Source organism: Bacillus sp. V5-8f (assembly GCF_002863565.1).
In the GTDB taxonomy this organism is placed as follows: Bacteria; Bacillota; Bacilli; order Bacillales; family DSM-1321; genus Peribacillus.
Window position 1 is genome coordinate 349,879 of the sequence record NZ_PGUW01000001.1, and the last position, 20,347, is coordinate 370,225.

Here is a 20,347-nt window from a genome sequence, read left to right on the forward strand (position 1 = left end):
TGTAATAATATTATTTTTCAATACTACTGGGTCATTTCAAAAATGGATTCATTCAAAAGCCAACATTATATAATAGACGGTCCACTTTTACTTTGCCAGTGCTTTTGAGGTATCAAGATAGATGTTATATAGTTTAGTCAAACATTAATAAACCAAATATGGAAGGACTAATGTCAAGAAGCTAGTTTAAAGATTGCGACCAGCCCGTACTTATCCTGAATGCGCCTAAAGCCTACGACGAAGTAATTGCTTCTTTCAGTGGAGAAGTATATGCAGAGCAAATAAACGAAGCGTACGATTTTGCTCAGGTTTTTTGGCACCTCGAATGCGGAGCTGCAATATTTCGCTCGTGTAGGCCTAACAGTGTTAGGAGATAATGATTGCTCTGGCCTTGCTATCCAAAGAAATCTTCCGGAGGCTTTTAAAGGTTCAGACTGCAGCCGCGATACAGTGGCTGGACTGAGGATGGTTATTGAGCCGGTGAGACAGGTCGGCATGGATGAAGACTGGTCTGCTTTAAGCTTGGCGTAAACCTGAAAAAATCAAAAAGATGGTGCACGACTTCGCTGTGACGGAGGCTGGAAAAGAACGAATCCAGCAAAAGTAAGCTAAATTAGTGTATGTAATAGAACCGTACAAAACAAAGGAGCGGTATAAGTGGAACAAAAATTAGCCTTAGTCATCGGAGCAAGCGGCCTGGTAGGTTCGGCGCTCCTTCAAATTTTGCTGAATGAAGGGGCATATCAGAAAGTAACTGCCCTCGTGCGAAAGCCGCTTGGCATCCAGCATCCTAAACTGGAGGAAAAAATTGTCGAATTTGATCATCTTGATTATTATCGTGATTATCTTATCGCCGATGATGTATTTTGTTGTTTAGGCACTACGATTAAGAAAGCTGGCAGTAGAGACGAAATGACGAAGGTTGACGTTGGCTATCCATTGGCGGCTGCTAAGCTGTCCCTTGAACATGGAGCGAAGCAGTTCCTGGTAATAAGTTCAATGGGTGCTGACGCACAATCATCCATTGCTTATTCAAAGATGAAAGGCAGATTGGAGGAAGAATTAAGCCATATCGGCTTTCCAGCCTTGCATATTTTTAGGCCGTCCCTTTTATTGGGAAGCAGAAAAGAATTTCGCCTTGGAGAAGCCCTGGCAAGCCTTCTTGTTCCTCCCCTTTCATTTTTGCTTGTTGGGCCATTAAAAAAATATCGACCCATTAAAGCCAGTTCAGTGGCATTGACGATGTATCGTGCTGCACAGAGAGGAAAGCAAGGAAAGACGGTCTATATGTCAGATGAGATTCTGGATATGGCACACTAAAATTCAAAGATGGCCCTTTCTATATACGGGGCCATCTAATAGTTCTTCTATAAAATCTCTAATTCCACAATAACTTTAAACAAATCACCATCTACCTCAACCTCCATGCTACCGTCATGAAGGTCGACAATGGATTTGGCAATCGCAAGGCCGAGCCCCGAACCTTCCGTATGCCGAGAAGTATCCCCGCGTTTAAAGCGTTCCATCAGTTCGTCAATATTTCCTCCCAGCTCGTATTTCGTGACGTTTTTAAACGTGATTTTTACGTGGCTGTTCTCTTGCTCCAGCTGAATATATACCCTTGTATGTTCTAATGAATACTTCAAGATATTGCCTATCAGGTTATCAAAGACCCTCCATAGTTTTTGTCCATCCACAAATGCATGCACAGGCTTTTCTGGAGTGGAAACCCTGAATAAAAGTGTTGATTCTTGGATCCGTTCATCATGTTCGGCCAGTGCTTGCTGCAAAAGCTGGACGATATCCACCCTCTCCTTGGAGAGTTCTATATTACCGCTCGCCATCTTGGAAGCCTCGAACAAATCTTCAATTAGAACCTTCAGCCGCTTCGATTTGCGGTCGATAATCTGGATATAGGCATCCCGATCTTCTGATGTCAAATCAGGTGTTTTTAAGAGTTCTGTGTATGATATGATGGACGTTAACGGAGTTCTAAGGTCATGGCTGACATTTGTAATCAGTTCGGTCTTCAGCCGCTCGCTTTTGGCTTGGGCTTTTTGCGAAGATTTCACACCATGTTTAATCATGTTGATATTCCCTGCCAGCCTGGCAAATACAGAACGTCCTTTTACAGGCAGGTCTGGCTCGAAATTCCCCATTGCCAGCTCATCGGAATTATGGAAGATCATATTGAAATAAGCCAGGCGTTTAACAAGAAGCAGAAGGCTAGGGATGGTGACCAAAATGAATAGAATCATATACACTAAGATTAAATTTGAATTGTAAACGAGAAACCCGACACCAAAGCCGGAAGCAAAGATCACAATTAACAGCAGGAGCATTTGCACGGCAACACTTTTATTTAAAAATAATTGGGTAAAGATGCGGTACCCTTTATAAACAAGGCTTCCCCTCCATTGTTCTTTCGATATGCCATTTCTTTGGAAGTCCGGAATCAATAAGCATGCCTGCAGGATCGTGATAGCCATTAAGGCACTTGCCATTAATAAGGAGTAACCCAAATCAATGAAAGAATTATAGAAGTCATAATAATAAATATTGGTAAAAAACCCTACTGGTAGTGTCGTGAATAATAAACTCATTAAGAACACGATAATTCTGATATCTATGGGAATCCGCTTATAATGATCTCGCCAATTTAAGGAGGAAACCAGACGAAGCGGCTTCGTTTTTCTATACATAAATACACTTATCAGCAAAGCAACAATTCCAACGCTTGAGAATACATAGAAAAATATTTTTCTTGTTTCATAATCCTGAAATCGAATCATCATCTGGTTGTCACGGGACAAAGATTTCGGCACAGCGATAGCTCCTTCAAACGTTTGTCCATTCCCAGCGATCAGCTGTTGCAACTCATCCACAGCAAGCCCCATAAAAGTGGAACGCCCTTCTATTGACAGGTAACCTTCAGATTGGGAGTAATGCTGGATAAACAACATTTCCTTATTATTCATGACCTTATTTATTGATTCCTCGTCCACAGCATTAAGGTTTGTATATTCCTTCCCTGTTTTTGTATTTTGCAGATAATATTTAAATGACGATTTATATCCCTCAAACTCTGCATTGTATTGATTCCTGTCCCGGAAAAATTCATCAATTTTCTTTTGCTTTTCTTCTAGCACTTTTTTGCGCACATGTTCATCATCTTTGAAATTGTTGGTGATGTCTTGAATTTTTTTATCTCTTTCGGCTATATACAGATTGGCCACATTTTTATTGCCTGCCGTCACTGCGTCCTGGATCATTGGATCATATTGTCCGTTAATGCTCGCAACTTGTTCAGGTAGACTGCCGTAACGGCTACGGTGCTCCTCGATTTCTTCCTGGGATATAGTTATTCCTTGTCTTAATTCTTCCTTTGTCATATCATGAAGCTCAAAAAGGCTTAGAAGATCAATGAATTGGTTTAATTCCGCATCAAATTGATCCGATTGGAAAAAGTCCTTCCCAATAAATTGGCTCCCTTTCGAAAAGACCATCCATAAACCACTGATTCCAACTGTGAGTAAAAACACCCAGACAGCACTGATTATTCTATTTTTCCATTTTGTATCCAATTCCCCATACCACCTTTAAATGCCTTGGATTTTTTGGATCAATTTCGATTTTCTCCCGGATCTTCCGAATATGGACAGCCACCGTATTCTCGGCGTTATAACAAGGCTCCCTCCACACCCGTTCATAAATCTCACTGATTGAGAAGACTCTTCCAGCATGAGACATGAGCAGCTCCACTATTTTGTATTCAATCGGGGTTAACTTAACTGCCTCTCCATGGATCGCCACTTCTTTGGCTTCTTTATCAAGGGTCAGGCCGTTTAGGTCAATCTTAGTATCTTTCCCCTCGTATGTACCAAGCGTCACATAACGTCTGAGCTGTGATTTTACCCGGGCAATCAATTCTAAGGGGTTGAATGGCTTTGTAACATAATCATCAGCGCCGACCTGCAGGCCAAGAATCTTGTCTGTATCTTCACTTTTAGCGCTTAAAATAATAATCGGAATATTTTTTTGTTCTCGAATTTTAAATGTGGTCGAAATTCCATCCAAGCGGGGCATCATGACATCCAGGATAATTAGATGCACCGTATTTTCTTCTAGTTTTTCCAAAGCTTCGATACCATCATGCGCTTTCATTACGGTTATGCCTTCATTCTTTAGGTATATCTCAATGGCGTCCCGGATCTCTTTTTCATCATCCACAACCAGCACATTAAATTGACTCATATTCTCACTCTCCTTTCGAAATTATATCATGTTCCTTAATTTGGAATTATCTTTATTCTAGCCTGCAAATCTTAACATTCCCTTAGTGAATTTCTTAATAGTTTCTTAAGAAAACCGTTCAAATTTTTGAACAAAAAAACCGCCCTATGATATGAGCGGCAGCTTGACGTGGTTTACTACGCAAACATTGGTAAAGAATGTTACATGAAATGCGTCATCAAGTTAAAAAGAATCTGTCCTTACAACATTTTTCATTCCTTCATGAATTGCTAACCTTTTACCAGTTTGATATATTGGTTGAATATAACATATTGAAATTATTTTCAGATAATTAGAAAGAGGCGCAGGTTAAATGAAAAAACATTATGTCCTCACATTCCTTATTCTTGCGAATCTGTTTTGGGCAGGCAACTATGTATTTGGCCAATATGTGGTGACGGAATTGTCCCCGCTTCAAATGACGTTTTTACGTTGGCTGATCGCCTTCTGTCTTTTGTTCCCTATCGCGCATGTTATCGAGCGCCCAAATTGGAGGATGGTATGGAAACAGTGGAAGATTCTTATTGTCATGGCTCTATTGGGAATAGTCGGATATAACTTCTTGCTTTATGAAGCCCTTCGTTTTACAACGGCTATGAATGCTTCGCTTGTGAATTCAATCAATCCAGCTATCATTGTCCTTTTTTCTTCTTTGCTTCTGAAAGAGAGGATTTCCCTAATCAATGGAATTGGCCTGATGGTTTCCCTGTTCGGTGTCCTTCTTGTTTTAACTAACGGGCACCTTGAACAAATCTTTCATCTCCATTTTAATAGGGGTGACCTCCTAATGCTGGTAGCAATATTGGTATGGACGTTTTATTCCATTATAGGGAGAACCATTAAAGAGGTTCCTCCGATTTCTGCAACGGCGGCTTCTGTATTGATTGGGCTATTATTCCTGTTGCCCTTTATCAGCTCTTCAGGTTTTCAATTTCCAGAAAGCAAGAAAGCCATCTTGGGGATGCTCTATATCGGGATTTTCCCTTCAGTTGGATCCTTTGTATTCTGGAATGTGGCCGTTCGCCAGATTGGGCCGAGTCGTGCGGGAATATTCTTAAATTTAATTGCGGTGTTTACAGCAATCTTAAGTCTGCTATTAGGAAAAAACATCACTTTCGTCCAGATTCTTGGAGGCATTTTTGTCTTCATTGGCGTATATCTAACGAGCCAGATTAAAAAAGCAGAAACGACCGTTCATTCAGAAGTAAAGGCTGCAAATCACTAAAGGGTATTCTGGTACTTTTTAACAAGTAAAAAAATAAAACCTTCTTAATTTAAATAAAGAAGTAGAACAGACTAGGTCCGCTACATCCAGGTGGCAATCCCTTTGGGACCTTCATTCTGCCAACCCAAGTTACACCAAGGCTCGCCAAACGGTTTCGGAAATGAAATCGCCTATATACTGAAAAACATTTTACTTCTACCATTATTTTTGTTACATTCTAAATATTTAAGAAAACAAGAGGAGAATTCATTATGGAGAAAACCATCGATTCATTGCAACGCAAAACAGCTCCCTTTCGAGCCGACCAGGTTGGCAGTCTATTAAGGACGGACCGAATTAAACAAGCACGCTTGCAAAAAGCTTCCGGAGAGATTACAGCAGAACAGCTTAGAAATATTGAAGATGAAGAAATCACTCGAATTGTAGGTAAACAAAAAGAAACAGGTCTCGAGGTCGTAACGGATGGAGAATTCCGCCGTGGCTGGTGGCATTTCGATTTTCTGGAAGACCTTGATGGCGTGGAACGTTTTGAAGCAGACCAAGGGATTCAATTCCATCAGAAGCAAACGAAATCCCGCGGCATTAAGGTAACAGGCAAGCTGGATTTCACTGACCACCCTATGCTTGCGGATTATAAATTCCTTCATAGCATCGCAGGGGACCACACCGCTAAAATGACGATTCCAAGCCCAAGCATGCTGCATTTCAGAGGCGACATTGAGAAGAGTGCTTACAGCAATCAAGAGGAGTTTTTCCATGACTTGGGACAGACATATAAAAAGGCCATTCAAGCCTTCTATGACGCTGGATGCCGCTATCTGCAAATGGATGATACTTCCTGGGCCTACCTTTGCTCTGAAGAACAAAAGGAGCAAATTAGAGCAAAGGGATGGAATCCGGAAGAATTGAGCAGTTTATATGCTAAAACTATTAACGAAGCGGTGGCAGGCCGTCCAGATGACATGAAAATTACCATGCATATCTGCCGTGGAAATTTCCGTTCAACCTGGATTTCATCCGGAGGGTACGAGCCAGTTGCGGAAGTGCTTTTTGATAACCTTAACATCGATGGATTTTTCCTCGAATATGACAGTGAACGTGCAGGAGGATTCGAACCTCTTCGATTCGTAAAAAGGCCTGACCTGCAAATTGTACTCGGATTGATCACATCCAAATTCGGTGAACTGGAGAATCCTGATGATATCAAACGCCGCATCGATGAAGCATCCCGTTTTGTGGATCTAAGCCAACTATGCCTTAGCCCTCAGTGCGGCTTTGCCTCAACGGAAGAAGGGAACCTACTAACCGAAGAACAGCAATGGGCGAAACTTGCACATGTAGTCAATATTGCAAACGACGTATGGAAATAATGGGGTAATCCCCCTCTACTTTACCACATCACCGCGCCGGGGGTCTGACCCCCGGCGCTTTAAATTAACAAAGCCTCATGATTTTCATTCTTTCGTCTGGTTTTGATATGATAGAACTAAGATGGAAAAAGGAGATGAATGGAAAATGGTTGAAAAGAAGCGTCTCGGAAAAACTGATTTATTTGTGAATCCTATTGGGCTTGGTACAAATGCTGTTGGCGGGCATAATATTTACCCGAACCTGAGTGATGAAACAGGGAAAGATATTGTCCGCACAGCGATTGAAAGTGGTATAAATTTCTTTGACACTGCTTATTTCTATGGCCCAGAACGCTCAGAGGAGCTAATTGGGGAGGTTATCAAAGAAAGAGGCAATCGTTCAGAAGCCGTGATTGCTACGAAGGGTGCGCATAAATTTGTCAATGGTGCGATTGTCTTTGATAATTCACCTTCATTTTTAAGGGAAGCAGTTGAGAGCAGCTTAAAGAGGCTCCAAACCGATTACCTCGATTTGTTCTACATTCATTTCCCTGATGAAGAGACACCAAAGGATGAAGCTGTAGGAGCTTTACAAGAATTAAAAGATGCCGGAAAAATTAGAGCGATTGGTGTATCGAATTTCTCTATCGAACAGCTAAAAGAAGCAAACAAAGACGGCTATGTAGATGTTTTGCAATCAGAATATAATCTTTTTAACCGCGAAGTGGAGAAGGAAATATTGCCATATACGACTGAACATAAGATTTCTTTTGTTCCTTATTTTCCTCTTGCCGCCGGATTATTAGGCGGAAAGTACACGAAGGAAACGACATTTGATGATGGGCGTGCCAAGAACCCGCTTTTTCAGGGAGAGGCGTTTATCCGTAACCTGGAAAAGGTGGAACAGGTGCGTGAAATAGCCAACGCGAAAAATGCAGAAGTAGCACATGTGGTTCTCGCGTGGTACTTGACTCGCGACTCAATCGATGCGTTAATTCCAGGTGCAAAACGCCCAGAACAGGTAGCAAATAATCTTAAAACGCTAGATGTCCAATTAACGGATGAAGAGATTAAAAAAATCAGTGATATTTTTCAGGCTTAACATCCATCAAAGATAAAAGTTGGGGTCAGTCCCCCGTCGCTGTACTGCGGTACAGTACTGGGGGACTGACCCCAGATACATCAAGGTTTTTTCACTCTGAATACCCGGTATCCTAGTTTTTCTCCATACGTCATGAGCAGATGATGGTGGGTTTCGATTATAGCTTCTATCTGTGGGTCAATATTGTTTATCAAAAGCATTTCCGGGGGCGGTTCATTCTCCTCAACTATATATTCTTCCAGTTCTTCCATAATCGAGTTGGCCTTAAGGATGTCAACTTCTTCAAATCCAGCATGATCAAAAGCATCTAACCACTCATCCTCAGTCAATATATCCTTCATTTCATAAAAACCCATAATTTCTGATTTTTCTTGGCTTTTCAAGCTTTGTTCCGCAGTCATATCCACGTTGATCAATATACCGCCAGATTTCAGCACGTGAAAATATTCGGCCAATGTTGTCTCAATATCGGTAAAAGCCGTCGAAGACTCCGCAATAATATAGTCAAAACTATTTTCAGGAAAAGGAAGTTCTTCCAAACTGCCCTCCGAAAGGGTTACCAGAAGCTTTTCTTTCGTAAACCTTCCTGTTGCCGCCTTGATCATTTCAGAATGGGCATCGATGGCAAAGACGTTGCAACCAAAGGTTTTTACCAAGTATGCCGATGTTTGGCCAGTCCCGCATCCTGCATCCAGGATTTGTGTCTGACAACCGATATCCTCCCTTTCGAGAATCAGTTTTGTAAGAGCAAATCCCCCTGGGTGCGCACCCTCTATTTGATAAAAAGCCAAAGCATCTTGGTATGAATATTTCACAGTATCTACTCCTCCAGATTAGTTTCAAATTTGGTCTATTTTATGAAAGGCCGCCGCTAATTGATATTGGTGGGGCTTGTATTCTATCTATTTTTCCACGTTCGCCTTGTGTGTATATCTAGTCCAAATTGATACATTGAACATAACCTATTTATGAATATAAAAATTGGAGGTGTAGAATTTTGTCTAGAAATGATATTTATCATCAGTGCAATCGGGGTATTGGCAGATGTGTACAGTTAACTATGAAAGATGGCAGTGTTCATAGGGGAATCATTGACCGAGTCACACGGAACAGAGTATATCTCCGGCCTATTGGCGGGCGACGAAACTTTGGCGGGTTTGGTTCCGGCTGGGGTGGCTACGGTGGATATGGTGGATATGGTGGATATGACGGCTGGGGCTGGGGCTTAGGAGCAGCAGCACTCGGATTTTCTATCGGGGCGATTGCAGCGTTAGCGTTCATTCCGTTTTTCTGGTAAAAAAATAGCTGGCTGCCGGGCACTCACGGCAGCCTATTTCCTATTAAATCAAATTATCAGGATCTTCATCCATATAAAATCCTCCTGGATTAAATTGATATAAAACTAAATCTATGTGACCTGCTTTAATTTCGATTCCCTCTTTCTCCAACAAAAATTTTTGCAAGGCATTTGATTCATTATCCTTTATGGCCACCTGCCCTTTTGAATTAACAATTCTATGCCACGGCAGACTATATTTATCGCTCATGGAATGAAGGATCCGAACGATCTGCCTTGCACCGCGGGGACTGCCAGCAAGCCTCGCAACCTGGCCATATGTCATAACTTTTCCTTCCGGGACCGACTGTATAATTTCTATTGCTCTCATTGTAAATGGTATTGCCATGCTGCCTCTCACTCACTCCTCCATGAAGATCCATACTTTATTATCCGACAAGAAATAAAAGATTAAAACATTTATACACAAAAAGGGACAGCCTAAGCTATCCCATATTGATACACATTCTATTGATTTATTGTGGCTGTGCAACTGGTTGGTCAACTGCGGGAGCTGTCGGTTGTTCGACAGCAGGCAATATTTCAAAGTTTATTTCTTTGATAGAATTTGTTTGCTTTGAAAGCTTGTGTCTGGCTTCGACCCTGATGGTATATTTTCCAACGGTTGTCGGTGTCCAAGTGATTTGAGAACTGGACTTATTATATCCGTTTATTACTGTCCATGTTTTCCGATCGGTCGTTATGGAAAATTGAAATAAATTATCACTATTTTGATTAGATACAGCAGTCAGTATTATGTCGGTATTCACAGGCTGTGGACCCTGTTTATTCGTCTTAACAGAATTTAGTACTGCAGGTTCATAAATCGCATACGAAATGGTTTTTACAGAAGATGCTGTTTTCGCCCATTTGTGTTTTGCCTCTACCTTAATTGTGTATTGGCCTGGTTTAACAGGCTTCCAGTTGATCCATGTTGTCGGTGAATATTTTTTAATGGTTGACCATTTTTTTGTAGTTCCATCATAAACAGAGTATTGGAAATGGTTGTTTGCATTATGGTTGGAAGCCGCAGTGATCCGCACCGTAGTTCCCTTTGGCTGCGGTCCTGTCTTATCGCCAGTTACTGACTTTAATGTTGCCGGTTCATAAATATTATAGGTGACAACTCTTTCATCATCCGCTTGTTTCTTTGAATTCTTGCTCTTTACTGAAAACTTGATTTTATAAGATCCTGGTTTCGCCGGTTTCCAGCTCGCAGTTTTATTGGCTGAATAATCCCTGACCGTTGTCCATTTTGCACCGTCATAAATGGAGAATTTGTAAAGCGGCGAAGCACCTTGTGATACGCTTGTTGTTAAAGTAACCGCAGTATTTTTCGGTTGTGGGCTGTTCTTGCTGACAGTTACTTTACTAATCTTGGTTTCTAGCACATAGCCATCTGAAGCAGCTATCTCCTCGAAGCTTTTTGTTGTATAAGTAATGATTACCATGGTATGTAATTTGACCTGATCATACAGCCAGCGAACATCATTATCATACATTCTGACGCAGCCTGAACTTGCATAGGTTCCTATTGAACTAGGCTTATTATTACCATGTATGGCGTAAGTTGTCCCGTACGTTCCCCTTGCATTCAGGCCCAGCCATCTATCACCTAAAGGGTTATTTGGATGGCCACCGGGAATTCCGCCGTTATAGTAAGGTCGATTTTTTATTTTTTTAACGATTGGAAACTTTCCTTCCGGAGTGTACGATCTTTCTCTGCCTGTTGCCACTTTAAAGGTTTTGACCAGCTTGCCATTATTAAAAAAGGCTAGTTGATTGGTCTTTTTATTGATGATAATTAACTGTCCGGTACTTGTTGCTTGTGCTTCCGGAATTGTAAAAAATATAAAACTAACCAAAATAATAAGTACTGCAGTGAATTTTTTCATAGAAATCTCCCCAAACTTTGTATCTATTATTACAATATCATTACAATAACATAAAAATATTGGGTATATTGTAAAAACATGGAGTTTTTCTATAAAAATAGTTCGACTTTTCTCAAAATAATAGATTCAATTAGAATCAGCCTATATTTTAAACAAAAAAAAATCCCCCCTGCATTTGCAGGAGAGACACCTAATCCTTCAAAAAAGATTATTTTTGAGATTCTGTCCTATGCTCTGTAATGTAGTCAATCATAGCAGTAATTCCTTTCTTATCTTCAGCACTCATCAGTTGTTTCGGATAGTGCTTAATTCGGTCACTCAGCTTCTCAAGATTTTTATATACTATATCTTCCGAATCGTTTTGTTTCTTTTCAAGCGTGCGGCCGGCAGTTTGTAAATGGCCAATGATCGACTTCTTGATTCCTGCTACTGCATCTGCAGCGAGTACCATCTTTTCCGTATTTTTCAGGGTTGCAGATTTCACGTTCACTTCAACTGCTTTGGTTTCAGACACGTTATGGACTTTGTCAACAGCCCGGTATATGATCTTTCTGTTACCGTCTTGATTTATGGTGATTCCATCTGTATACCGTGTCCAGGTTGCACCGTTATCAACGGCTATACTCAATACGAGATACAGAATATTAATAGTTTGTAAATAACAGTAAAATAATCACATTCACCTAGCCGCAGATGAGGAAAAAGACTCAAAAAGGGTCAGTCCCCCACCGCTTTAATGCAGTGGGGGACTGACCCTTTTTCATTATTGAACTTTTTGTATACGTCCTTCAGACTTATATTCAAATGGTTTATTTGAAGATTTTACATAATCAACGGTTGCATGCAGGTCTTCAGGGCCAACCTCTAGATCGGTTGAAAGCTCCCCAATTCCATACTTTGCATTTCCATACATGTAGTTATTTACAACAACTGTATATTCCTTCGTTTTATCAATCTTGCTTCCATCCGGCAATAAAATGTCTACAACTTTACCGGTTTTAGCTGCGCTATCATAAGTGTACGTGTACTATGAAGCCAGCAGCATGGAAATCGAGTACGCCTGCAGTAATTTGATTGTTTAAAACTTGTTCCAATCATATAAATTATATTAATATATTAAAAAATATGGTAAAGCAATAAAAAAGAGAGGATTTTCATCCCCTCTTAAAAAATAATATTTTATACAATTTGACGGTCCCAATGCCGATGGGTGGCAATCGCTTGAACAAATGTTTGTATGAAATCCTGAATCTCTTCTCCTAACACTATACCTGGACTGCCTGCCATACCGCCCTTTTCCAAAAGATTCATTCCCATATGAGATGCTCCTATTGGCTTAAAGTGCGAGAAAGCTTCTTTAATAAAGTACATTGTATGATTATCGAACTGTTTGCTTTCCCCGCTTCCCCCAACGACGTATAACGCATCAAACAGGACCGGGTCAGCCGTCAAAAAGGTGTGGTCGATTGCAAGCTCAGTACCATCGGACCCAGTAACTGTCCCTAGCTTCTCACTGACCACTTCAGGCTGAATGCCCTCCGCTTGCAATCCTGTTAATATAGACATTACTTCTGCACTGTTAAATCCATTGTCTATAATTACACCGACTTTGCGTGTCATTGGAGTTTTCTTAGTGTTTTCCTGGCTCAGTGCAGGTGAAGATTTAGTTATATTTGAGCCTCCCGCTTGTGGAGGGGTAGCTCCAATTTGTACAGCAAAGGCAGCTGCCAGCTCTAAGTTAACATTTGCAAACATATCGACTATCTGTTGCCGGATTGATTGGTTCTTCACTTTTCCTAGTTCAAAACTGAATGCCTGGATTATATGTTCTTTTTCAACCTGGCTCATGCTGTTCCAAAACAAGGCGGCTTGCGAAAAATGGTCTTTAAAGCTTTCGCTTCGGCTGCGTACTTTTCGGCCTTCCACCTTTTCCTGGTAATGCACGTATCCTCCCTCTGCCTCGCTTGCAGGAGAAGGTGTATTACCAGCCAAAGAATTCTTATGATAACTTACCTGCCCTACATTAATGGTTTGGCGGCCATATCCATCACGTTGGTTGTTATGGAACGGGCACACAGGCCGGTTGATCGGCAGCTCATGGAAATTTGGACCGCCAAGTCGGATTAATTGGGTGTCTGTGTAGGAAAATAAGCGTCCCTGCAGCAGCGGATCATTTGAAAAATCAATTCCAGGCACAACATGGCCCGGGTGGAAGGCTACCTGTTCTGTTTCCGCAAACACATTATCTACATTGCGGTTCAACGTCATTTTTCCGATAATTTTTACCGGTATATCCTCTTCAGGCCATATTTTTGTAGGGTCAAGAATATCAAAATCGAATTTAAATTCGTCTTCTTCTTTAAGCAGCTGGACCCCTAATTCGTATTCAGGGAAGTTCCCCATTTCAATCGATTCCCATAAATCACGGCGAAGGAAGTCAGGATCCTTTCCAGAAATTTTTTGCGCTTCATCCCATACAAGGGAATGGACACCCAGTACAGGCTTCCAGTGGAACTTCACAAAATGCGCTTTTCCTTGGTCGTTGACAAACCGGAATGTATGGACACCGAACCCTTCCATCATACGGAAGCTGCGGGGAATCGCCCTGTCCGATAAATGCCACATGATCATATGGGCTGATTCCTGGTTGTTCGCTATGAAATCCCAAAATGTATCATGGGCGGATGCTGCCTGAGGCATTTCATTATGTGGTTCCGGTTTTACCGCATGAATTAAATCTGGAAATTTGATAGCATCTTGAATAAAAAACACCGGAATATTATTGCCGACTAAATCATAGTTTCCTTCTTCGGTGTAAAATTTTGTGGCAAAACCCCGGACATCCCGGACCGTCTCTGCAGATCCACGCGATCCAGCGACAGTGGAGAATCGCACAAAAACAGGCGTTTTCACTGATGGATCCTGTAAAAATTTTGCTTTTGTATATTCTTTCATAGATTCATAGACTTGAAATTCGCCATGCGCCGCGAAACCTCGGGCATGCACAACCCGCTCGGGAATTCGCTCATGGTCAAAATGAGTCATTTTTTCCCGAAAGTGAAAATCCTCCATAAGTGTCGGGCCGCGTTCACCTGCTTTTAGGGAAAATTCATCCTCGGAAACCTTTAAGCCCTGATTGGTTGTCATTTTCTGTCCTGTATCATTGCTGCGAAACTGCTCTAGCTGTTGGTTCTTGCTATTTTCATTTACTCTTTGCTCTTTGCCCATTTCGCTTATTCCTCCTTAAGGATATGTAAAACATTCCATTGTTTTGTACCCATGTCATAGCACAAACAAACACTGCTTGTTTCATTTCCCCTCCAATCCAGGGGTTAACTTTGAAGGACCAAGGAATCGCGATGAATCTTTCGTTGCATTTCCTTTGTTAGTATCAACTCCTAAAAAGGTTTTCAGAAAGTTTTCACAGGACTTTTGAACCATTTTTACCACTTCACCAAAAACTAATAAAACCTAAACAAACTCTTTATTTTCGTCTGTTACCGTATTGGTAGATAAACTTCGATGATTCCCATCCTTAAAAAACATTTAGGAGGACTCTCTTTTGGATATGATGAATCGGCGCAATTTTTTAAAGGTTGGCGGAATGGGCACAATGGCGTTGGCGTTAAGTGCTGCTTGACGGGGCTACGAACGCATTGGCGGCTTCAAATAACACCAAAAGCAGCCGGCCCACCTTCTCAACGGATGGACATACATTCTTTGTAAATATACAAAGTCCCGGACTTACCTTTGCGATTTGGGGGCCATTCGCCCGAAAGAATGCAGCCCTCCAAAGACAAATGGGCCATGCCGCCCCTCCGAAGTATTTTGCACCGCTTGTTTCCGACAAGCTGATTGCGTTTTCGAAAAAAACAGGGAATCTCCCAGCTAGAAGCAGCCGTTTATCACCGGCATGGGTTGCCAATTGTATAATTAAGGGGTCAGTCCCTCGGCACGCTACCGCGTTAAAGCTCCGGGGGACTGACCCCTTTTTCTCCATGATATAAGGGGAAATCAGGTTTCCATCAATTTGCTGCCAGCAGAACAATAATAAATATTATGATAATGCCATAACCGATCCGGAAATATTTTGTGTTCGGCAATTGGTCACCTCTTTTTTAGAACGTTGTAGAAGGAAACGAACCTTCTTAACTCCTTCCCAGCAAAAATCATACCTACCAAACCAAAATCAGCGATATTAACACTTTTAGTAAGCAACCATTTAAATATGGATTAAAAAAACAGAAAAAACCAACTAACGTGTGATGCGTAGTTAGTTGGTTCGCAATCGAATCTTATACTTTTTTTGATAGAGAATATTACACCATCACTTTACAAATATCATTCGTAAACTCAACCGGATCGTTGATTGGCAGTCCTTCGATCAGAAGTGCCTGATTATATAGCAGGTTTGTATATAAATTCAATTTTTCTTTATCTTTTTCGAACGCATCTTTTAATGATTGGAAAACCTCATGATTTGTATTGATTTCCAGCACTTTTTCCGCTTCCACGTTTTGGTTATTCGGCATTGCTCTCAGGATTTTTTCCATTTCAATCGTGACTTCTCCGTCAGTAGAAAAACAAACTGGATGGCTCCTTAAGCGTTTTGATGCTCTTACGTCCTTTACCTTACCTGCTAAAGTCTCTTTCATGTATTCAAATAGTTCTTTGTTTTCACTGTCTGCCGAGTCCGTCTTATTTTCGCTTTCTTCTGCTTCAATACCTAAATCAGCACTGGATACAGATTTAAATTCTTTCTCTTTGTAGGTCATCAGCATTTTGATGGCAAACTCATCGACCTCATCGGTGAAGTATAAAATCTCATACCCTTTTTCCGAAACTAATTCAGTCTGAGGAAGCTTATCAATTCGTTCAATGGATTCTCCGGATGCATAATAGATATATTTTTGATCCTCCGGCATTCTTTCTATATATTCATCCATGGTTACCAACTTCTTCTCTTTGGAAGAATAGAACATCAGTAGGTCCTGCAATACATCTTTATTAGCCCCGAAATCATTATAAACTCCAAATTTTAGCTGGCGCCCAAAGGATTTATAAAATTCTTCATACTTTTCTCTTTCATTTTTTAATAGGCTTTGCAGTTCACTTTTGATTTTTTTATTAATGTTCTTCGCAATTAGCTTTAATTGGCGGTCGTGCTGTAGAATTTCTCTCGAAATGTTAAGGGATAAATCTTCGGAATCAACCATCCCTTTCACGAAACTGAAATAGTCAGGAAGCAGGTCTGCGCATTTATCCATAATCAAAACGCCATTCGAATAGAGCTCAAGGCCCTTTTCATATTCCTTGGAATAATAGTCAAAAGGAATGTTCTCCGGAATAAATAAAATAGCATTATATCGTATCGTTCCATCAACGCTGATATGGATATGTTTAAGCGGCTTATCAAATCCGTAATGCTTTTCCTTATAAAAATTCTCATAGTCCAGAGGAGTCAGCTCGCTTTTATTCTTCCTCCAAATCGGAACCATGCTATTGATGATTTGTTCTTCCTGGTGGTCCTCGTATTCGTTTTCGCTGCCTTCCTTAAGCCTTCTTGATGTCACATCCATTTTGATCGGATAGCGGATAAAGTCAGAGTATTTTTTAATGATTGCTTTTAACCGGTACTCTTCTAAATACTCATCATAATTTTCCTCTTCGGTATTTTCTTTGATTTTCAGAAAAATTTCTGTACCGACAGCATCTTTTTCAAATGGCTCAATGGTATATCCATCTGTACCGGTAGATTCCCATTTATAAGCAGTCTCGCTTCCCAAAGCCTTAGTGATAACCGTGACCACATCAGCCACCATAAAAGCAGAGTAAAACCCGACACCAAATTGCCCGATGATATCATGCCCATCCTTCAGTTCATTTTCATTTTTAAATGCCAAAGAACCGCTTTTCGCAATGATGCCAAGATTGTTTTCAAGCTCTTCTTTCGTCATTCCAATCCCGGTATCGGTGATGTTCAATGTCCTGTTTTCCTTATCAGCAGCCACTTTTATGTAATAACTATCTTTGTCAAAGCTTAAAGCCTCATCCGTTAATGCTTTGTAATAGATTTTATCAATCGCATCACTGGCATTGGAAATTAACTCCCTTAAAAAGATCTCTTTTTGAGAATAGATGGAGTTAATCATCATTTCCAAAAGCCGTTTGGATTCTGCTTGAAATTGCTTTTTATCCATATAAAATCTCCTCCCGTCAAAATTAAATGAAAATATACGAAGCGATTCTGCAATTCAATGTATGTTAAGTTTTTTTAGCACTCTAACGTCACGAGTGCTAATCACTAATTAAATAACATATATCGAAAGGACGTGTCAATAGTAATATGGTGACCTTTATTCAAGGTTGAACATATGTTATAATTATAGTTACCTTAACTAACTATTACCCAAGGTAACTTTTTTGATTAAAAAAGAGGTGTTTCATATAAAGACGTTTCAAAAATTCTTTCATCAATTTCTAATGCTGTACCGGCCGTTTGAAAACAGGCTGAATATGGAACTAAGCAAGCATGATTTATACCGCGCACAATGGTCCATATTGTATTACTTAGCCAATTTCGGCTCGGCGACACTTGTAGAACTGTCCAATTATCTGAGTGTCGAGAAACCTACGGTTACCAGAACGATTACCCGCTTGGAGGAGCTGGGATATGTGCAACATGTTCCAGGCAAAGACAGGCGAGAAAAAAGAATGGAGCTTACAGAGGTTGGAAAAAAAATCCATCAAGAAGTCCGTGTAACGATTGACGAGTTTGAACAGGACATTTTAAAAGGCATTTCTGAAGAGGAGCAGCTTGAGGCAATCCGAATCATGAAAGAAATCCGGAACAATATTCTAAAGTAAGGAGATAAAAAAATTGAATCAAACGGAACCTAAATTGTGTACGAAGAATTTTATCATTGTATCCTCCGTGAACTTTTTCCTAACATTAGTGTTTTATCTATTAGTTGTTACCATGGCTGTCTATGCAGTGGATGAATTTCATGCTTCGGCCAGCGAAGCCGGGCTTGTAACCGGGATTTTTATTATCGGTGCTTTAATTGGACGGCTATTTACTGGACGCATTATTGATTCGATCAGCCGCAAAAAAATGTTGTTCATAGGACTAATCTTTTTCACTTTGACGACGTCTTTATACTTTGCCAATTTCGGCCTGGCCTTCCTGCTTATTAACCGTTTAATCCATGGCATTGCGCTGGGTATGGCAAGTACAGCAACAGGGACCATTGTTGCCCAGATAATCCCGCCAACCCGCAGAGGGGAAGGAATCGGCTATTACAGCATGAGTGCGACACTGGCTACAGCAATCGGGCCATTCATTGGATTATATATGAGCCAGCACACAAGCTTTGAAATGATTTTCAGTTTCTGCCTTGCTTTAGGGATCATTAGTTTACTAACAGCAATTTTCCTCACTGTACCAGTATTGAAGAATGGCTCAACAAAACCAGTTGAAAAAAAAGGTTTCCAGCTTTCCGGCTTTGTTGAGCCAAGGGCATTGCCAATTGCGGTCATCACTCTGGCTGTGGCATTCTGTTACTCCAGCGTTCTTTCTTTTATCAATTTCTATGCCCTTGAAATCGGCCTGGTCGATGCAGCAAGCTTTTTCTTTATCGTATATGCAGCAGCTGTCTTGGTATCACGTCCATTTACTGGCCGGTTAATGGATAGAAAAGGCGCCAACTTTATTATGTATCCGGCCTTTATAATCCTCGGTGCCGGAATGCTGCTTTTAAGCTCAGCAAGCCATGGAGCAACACTTTTAGTGGCCGGTATCCTAATTGGCCTTGGGTTTGGCAATATGCAGTCAATCACCCAGGCAGTAGCCGTAAAATTAACTCCGCCTCACCGTATGGGGTTAGCCACATCAACGTTCTTTATATTTCTTGATGCAGGCCTTGGATTCGGCCCTTATCTGCTTGGATTCATCATTCCACTGACTGGATACAGCACCCTGTATGTGATTATGGGCATAGCCGTCCTTGCAACTACCGCGCTATACTACTTTTTGCACGGGAGGAAAGAAAGGGCTGCTTGGTCGGCAGTTGATGCTTCGCATTCCGTTTAATAGACTAGTAAGGGACATCCTTCATGTGGATGTCCCTTACTTTGTTGCCTATTATCATCCTTGCGATGCAAAAATTTTTGCTTTGTAGTCTTCTCCAAGAAACATATATATTGCCTATCTAAACCAGCCAATGTTGGGGAACATGCAAAGAAGGCGGTAATTTCGTATTTCGGTCGCCGTTTGCAGAATTTATTTGTGCTTGAGTAAGAAAAATACTCCCTACCAGGATAGCTCCACTTAAATCAGCATCTCTCAAATCTGCACCAATAAAGTCAGCCATTCTTAAGTCCGATTCACCCAGAAAGGGATTAAACCAAATAGTAGATTTTAACTGATATTTTCAGTAAGCTTATTTTACATGTATTTATCTTGACAAAATAGTTAGTTTTATATGAAAATAAGTATTGAATTAGAATTATTATAATAAAGTCTTGTCCTGAACAAGCTTTATAAAATTCTCATAAATCACATCTAGGAGGAATTTGACTATGTCACTTATTGGTAAAGAAGTAAAACCATTTACAGCTAAAGCCTTCCATAACGGCGAATTTATTGATGTATCTGATGCAAACCTTAGAGGAAAATGGAGTGTAGTTTGCTTTTACCCAGCAGATTTCACATTCGTATGCCCTACTGAATTGGAAGACTTGCAGAACGAATATGCAACCCTAAAAGAACTTGGCGTAGAAGTATATTCTGTTTCTACAGATACTCATTTCACACATAAGGCTTGGCATGATCACTCAGAAGCGATCAGCAAAATTGAATATATTATGATTGGCGACCCTTCACAAAGAATTTCTCGCAACTTCGACGTACTAAACGAAGAAGAGGGCCTTGCTGACCGCGGAACTTTCATTATCGATCCAGATGGCGTTATCCAAACTGTTGAAATCAATGCTGGCGGAATCGGCCGTGATGCAAGCACTCTTGTAAACAAGGTTAAGGCAGCTCAATATGTACGCAACAACCCAGGTGAAGTTTGCCCGGCTAAATGGCAAGAAGGCGCTGAAACACTTAAACCAAGCCTTGATCTTGTAGGAAAGATTTAAGGA

Annotated in this window: 20 protein-coding genes and 1 pseudogene; 11 read left to right on the forward strand and 10 right to left on the reverse strand. The window is 40.8% G+C overall.

The window, feature by feature from the left end; all coding sequences use genetic code 11:
- Positions 1-300: 300 nt before the first annotated feature.
- A complete protein-coding gene (locus tag CUU64_RS22425; RefSeq protein ID WP_257985354.1) occupies positions 301-531 on the forward strand; it encodes a hypothetical protein in 231 nt (76 codons plus the stop codon).
- 126 nt (positions 532-657) lie between these two features.
- Complete coding sequence (locus CUU64_RS01550) at positions 658-1,320, forward strand: oxidoreductase (protein ID WP_101631512.1); 663 nt, start codon at positions 658-660, stop codon at positions 1,318-1,320.
- 47 nt (positions 1,321-1,367) lie between these two features.
- Here CUU64_RS01550 and CUU64_RS01555 read toward each other — a convergent pair whose 3' ends face one another.
- Together CUU64_RS01555 and CUU64_RS01560 are read right to left on the reverse strand one after the other, a co-directional pair.
- Positions 1,368-3,584, reverse strand: a complete 2,217-nt coding sequence (locus CUU64_RS01555; RefSeq protein ID WP_101631513.1) for an MFS domain-containing histidine kinase — start codon at positions 3,582-3,584, stop codon at positions 1,368-1,370.
- The gene (locus tag CUU64_RS01560; protein ID WP_101631514.1) at positions 3,562-4,254 is read right to left on the reverse strand and encodes a response regulator transcription factor; all 693 of its coding nucleotides are present in this window, start codon (positions 4,252-4,254) and stop codon (positions 3,562-3,564) included. Before CUU64_RS01560 ends, CUU64_RS01555 begins: the two co-directional genes overlap by 23 nt.
- A 352-nt stretch (positions 4,255-4,606) precedes the next feature.
- Between CUU64_RS01560 and CUU64_RS01565 the strand changes: the two genes are divergently transcribed.
- From CUU64_RS01565 to CUU64_RS01575, 3 genes are all read left to right on the forward strand, one after another.
- The gene (locus CUU64_RS01565) at positions 4,607-5,518 is read left to right on the forward strand and encodes a DMT family transporter (protein ID WP_101631515.1); all 912 of its coding nucleotides are present in this window, start codon (positions 4,607-4,609) and stop codon (positions 5,516-5,518) included.
- A 251-nt stretch (positions 5,519-5,769) separates the two neighbouring features.
- Positions 5,770-6,888 carry a cobalamin-independent methionine synthase II family protein gene (locus CUU64_RS01570; protein ID WP_101631516.1) on the forward strand — a complete coding sequence of 373 codons (1,119 nt, stop codon included), beginning with the start codon at positions 5,770-5,772 and terminating at the stop codon, positions 6,886-6,888.
- Positions 6,889-7,033: 145 nt separating this feature from the next.
- Positions 7,034-7,969: an aldo/keto reductase gene (locus CUU64_RS01575; RefSeq protein WP_101631517.1), complete on the forward strand. Its 936-nt coding sequence runs from the start codon at positions 7,034-7,036 to the stop codon at positions 7,967-7,969.
- A gap of 80 nt (positions 7,970-8,049) precedes the next feature.
- Here the strand turns inward: CUU64_RS01575 and CUU64_RS01580 are convergent, their stop codons facing one another.
- Positions 8,050-8,784, reverse strand: a complete 735-nt coding sequence (locus CUU64_RS01580) for a class I SAM-dependent methyltransferase (RefSeq protein WP_101631518.1) — start codon at positions 8,782-8,784, stop codon at positions 8,050-8,052.
- A 182-nt stretch (positions 8,785-8,966) separates the two neighbouring features.
- On the opposite strand from CUU64_RS01580, the gene CUU64_RS01585 reads away from it, so the two are divergent.
- Entirely contained in the window at positions 8,967-9,266 is a 300-nt protein-coding gene (locus tag CUU64_RS01585) for a hypothetical protein (protein WP_101631519.1), read from the forward strand.
- A 43-nt stretch (positions 9,267-9,309) separates the two neighbouring features.
- Here the strand turns inward: CUU64_RS01585 and CUU64_RS01590 are convergent, their stop codons facing one another.
- The 5 genes from CUU64_RS01590 to CUU64_RS01610 all read right to left on the reverse strand — a co-directional run bounded on the left by CUU64_RS01590 (position 9,310) and on the right by CUU64_RS01610 (position 14,428).
- Complete coding sequence (locus CUU64_RS01590; RefSeq protein WP_101631572.1) at positions 9,310-9,654, reverse strand: MGMT family protein; 345 nt, start codon at positions 9,652-9,654, stop codon at positions 9,310-9,312.
- Between the two features lie 127 nt (positions 9,655-9,781).
- The gene (locus CUU64_RS22880; RefSeq protein ID WP_101631520.1) at positions 9,782-11,200 is read right to left on the reverse strand and encodes a L,D-transpeptidase family protein; all 1,419 of its coding nucleotides are present in this window, start codon (positions 11,198-11,200) and stop codon (positions 9,782-9,784) included.
- Positions 11,201-11,408: 208 nt separating this feature from the next.
- A complete protein-coding gene (locus tag CUU64_RS01600) occupies positions 11,409-11,828 on the reverse strand; it encodes an OmpL47-type beta-barrel domain-containing protein (protein WP_180954421.1) in 420 nt (139 codons plus the stop codon).
- Positions 11,829-11,963: 135 nt separating this feature from the next.
- On the reverse strand, positions 11,964-12,173 hold the full coding sequence (locus tag CUU64_RS22440; protein WP_257985357.1) for a hypothetical protein: 210 nt from the start codon (positions 12,171-12,173) through the stop codon (positions 11,964-11,966).
- A gap of 206 nt (positions 12,174-12,379) precedes the next feature.
- Positions 12,380-14,428, reverse strand: coding sequence for a catalase (locus CUU64_RS01610; RefSeq protein WP_101631522.1), 2,049 nt, complete (start codon positions 14,426-14,428; stop codon positions 12,380-12,382).
- 343 nt (positions 14,429-14,771) lie between these two features.
- Between CUU64_RS01610 and CUU64_RS23030 the strand changes: the two genes are divergently transcribed.
- A complete protein-coding gene (locus tag CUU64_RS23030; protein ID WP_374702692.1) occupies positions 14,772-14,840 on the forward strand; it encodes a twin-arginine translocation signal domain-containing protein in 69 nt (22 codons plus the stop codon).
- Positions 14,830-15,207 (forward strand): hypothetical protein, encoded by a 378-nt coding sequence (locus CUU64_RS22300; RefSeq protein ID WP_219621850.1) that lies wholly within the window; start codon positions 14,830-14,832, stop codon positions 15,205-15,207. The genes CUU64_RS23030 and CUU64_RS22300 overlap by 11 nt, the downstream gene beginning before the upstream one ends.
- A 312-nt stretch (positions 15,208-15,519) precedes the next feature.
- Here the strand turns inward: CUU64_RS22300 and htpG are convergent, their stop codons facing one another.
- A complete protein-coding gene (gene htpG, locus CUU64_RS01625; protein ID WP_101631523.1) occupies positions 15,520-17,400 on the reverse strand; it encodes a molecular chaperone HtpG in 1,881 nt (626 codons plus the stop codon).
- A 283-nt stretch (positions 17,401-17,683) separates the two neighbouring features.
- Here htpG and CUU64_RS01630 point away from each other — a divergent pair, with 283 nt between their 5' ends.
- Positions 17,684-18,067, forward strand: coding sequence for a MarR family winged helix-turn-helix transcriptional regulator (locus CUU64_RS01630; RefSeq protein ID WP_101631574.1), 384 nt, complete (start codon positions 17,684-17,686; stop codon positions 18,065-18,067).
- A 13-nt stretch (positions 18,068-18,080) separates the two neighbouring features.
- Positions 18,081-19,292: an MFS transporter gene (locus CUU64_RS01635; RefSeq protein WP_101631524.1), complete on the forward strand. Its 1,212-nt coding sequence runs from the start codon at positions 18,081-18,083 to the stop codon at positions 19,290-19,292.
- A 118-nt stretch (positions 19,293-19,410) separates the two neighbouring features.
- Here CUU64_RS01635 and CUU64_RS01640 read toward each other — a convergent pair.
- A pseudogene (locus CUU64_RS01640) lies at positions 19,411-19,593 on the reverse strand (pentapeptide repeat-containing protein); the annotation flags it as partial.
- Positions 19,594-19,780: 187 nt separating this feature from the next.
- Between CUU64_RS01640 and ahpC the strand changes: the two are divergent.
- Entirely contained in the window at positions 19,781-20,344 is a 564-nt protein-coding gene (gene ahpC / locus CUU64_RS01645) for an alkyl hydroperoxide reductase subunit C (RefSeq protein WP_101631525.1), read from the forward strand.
- Positions 20,345-20,347 lie beyond the last annotated feature (3 nt).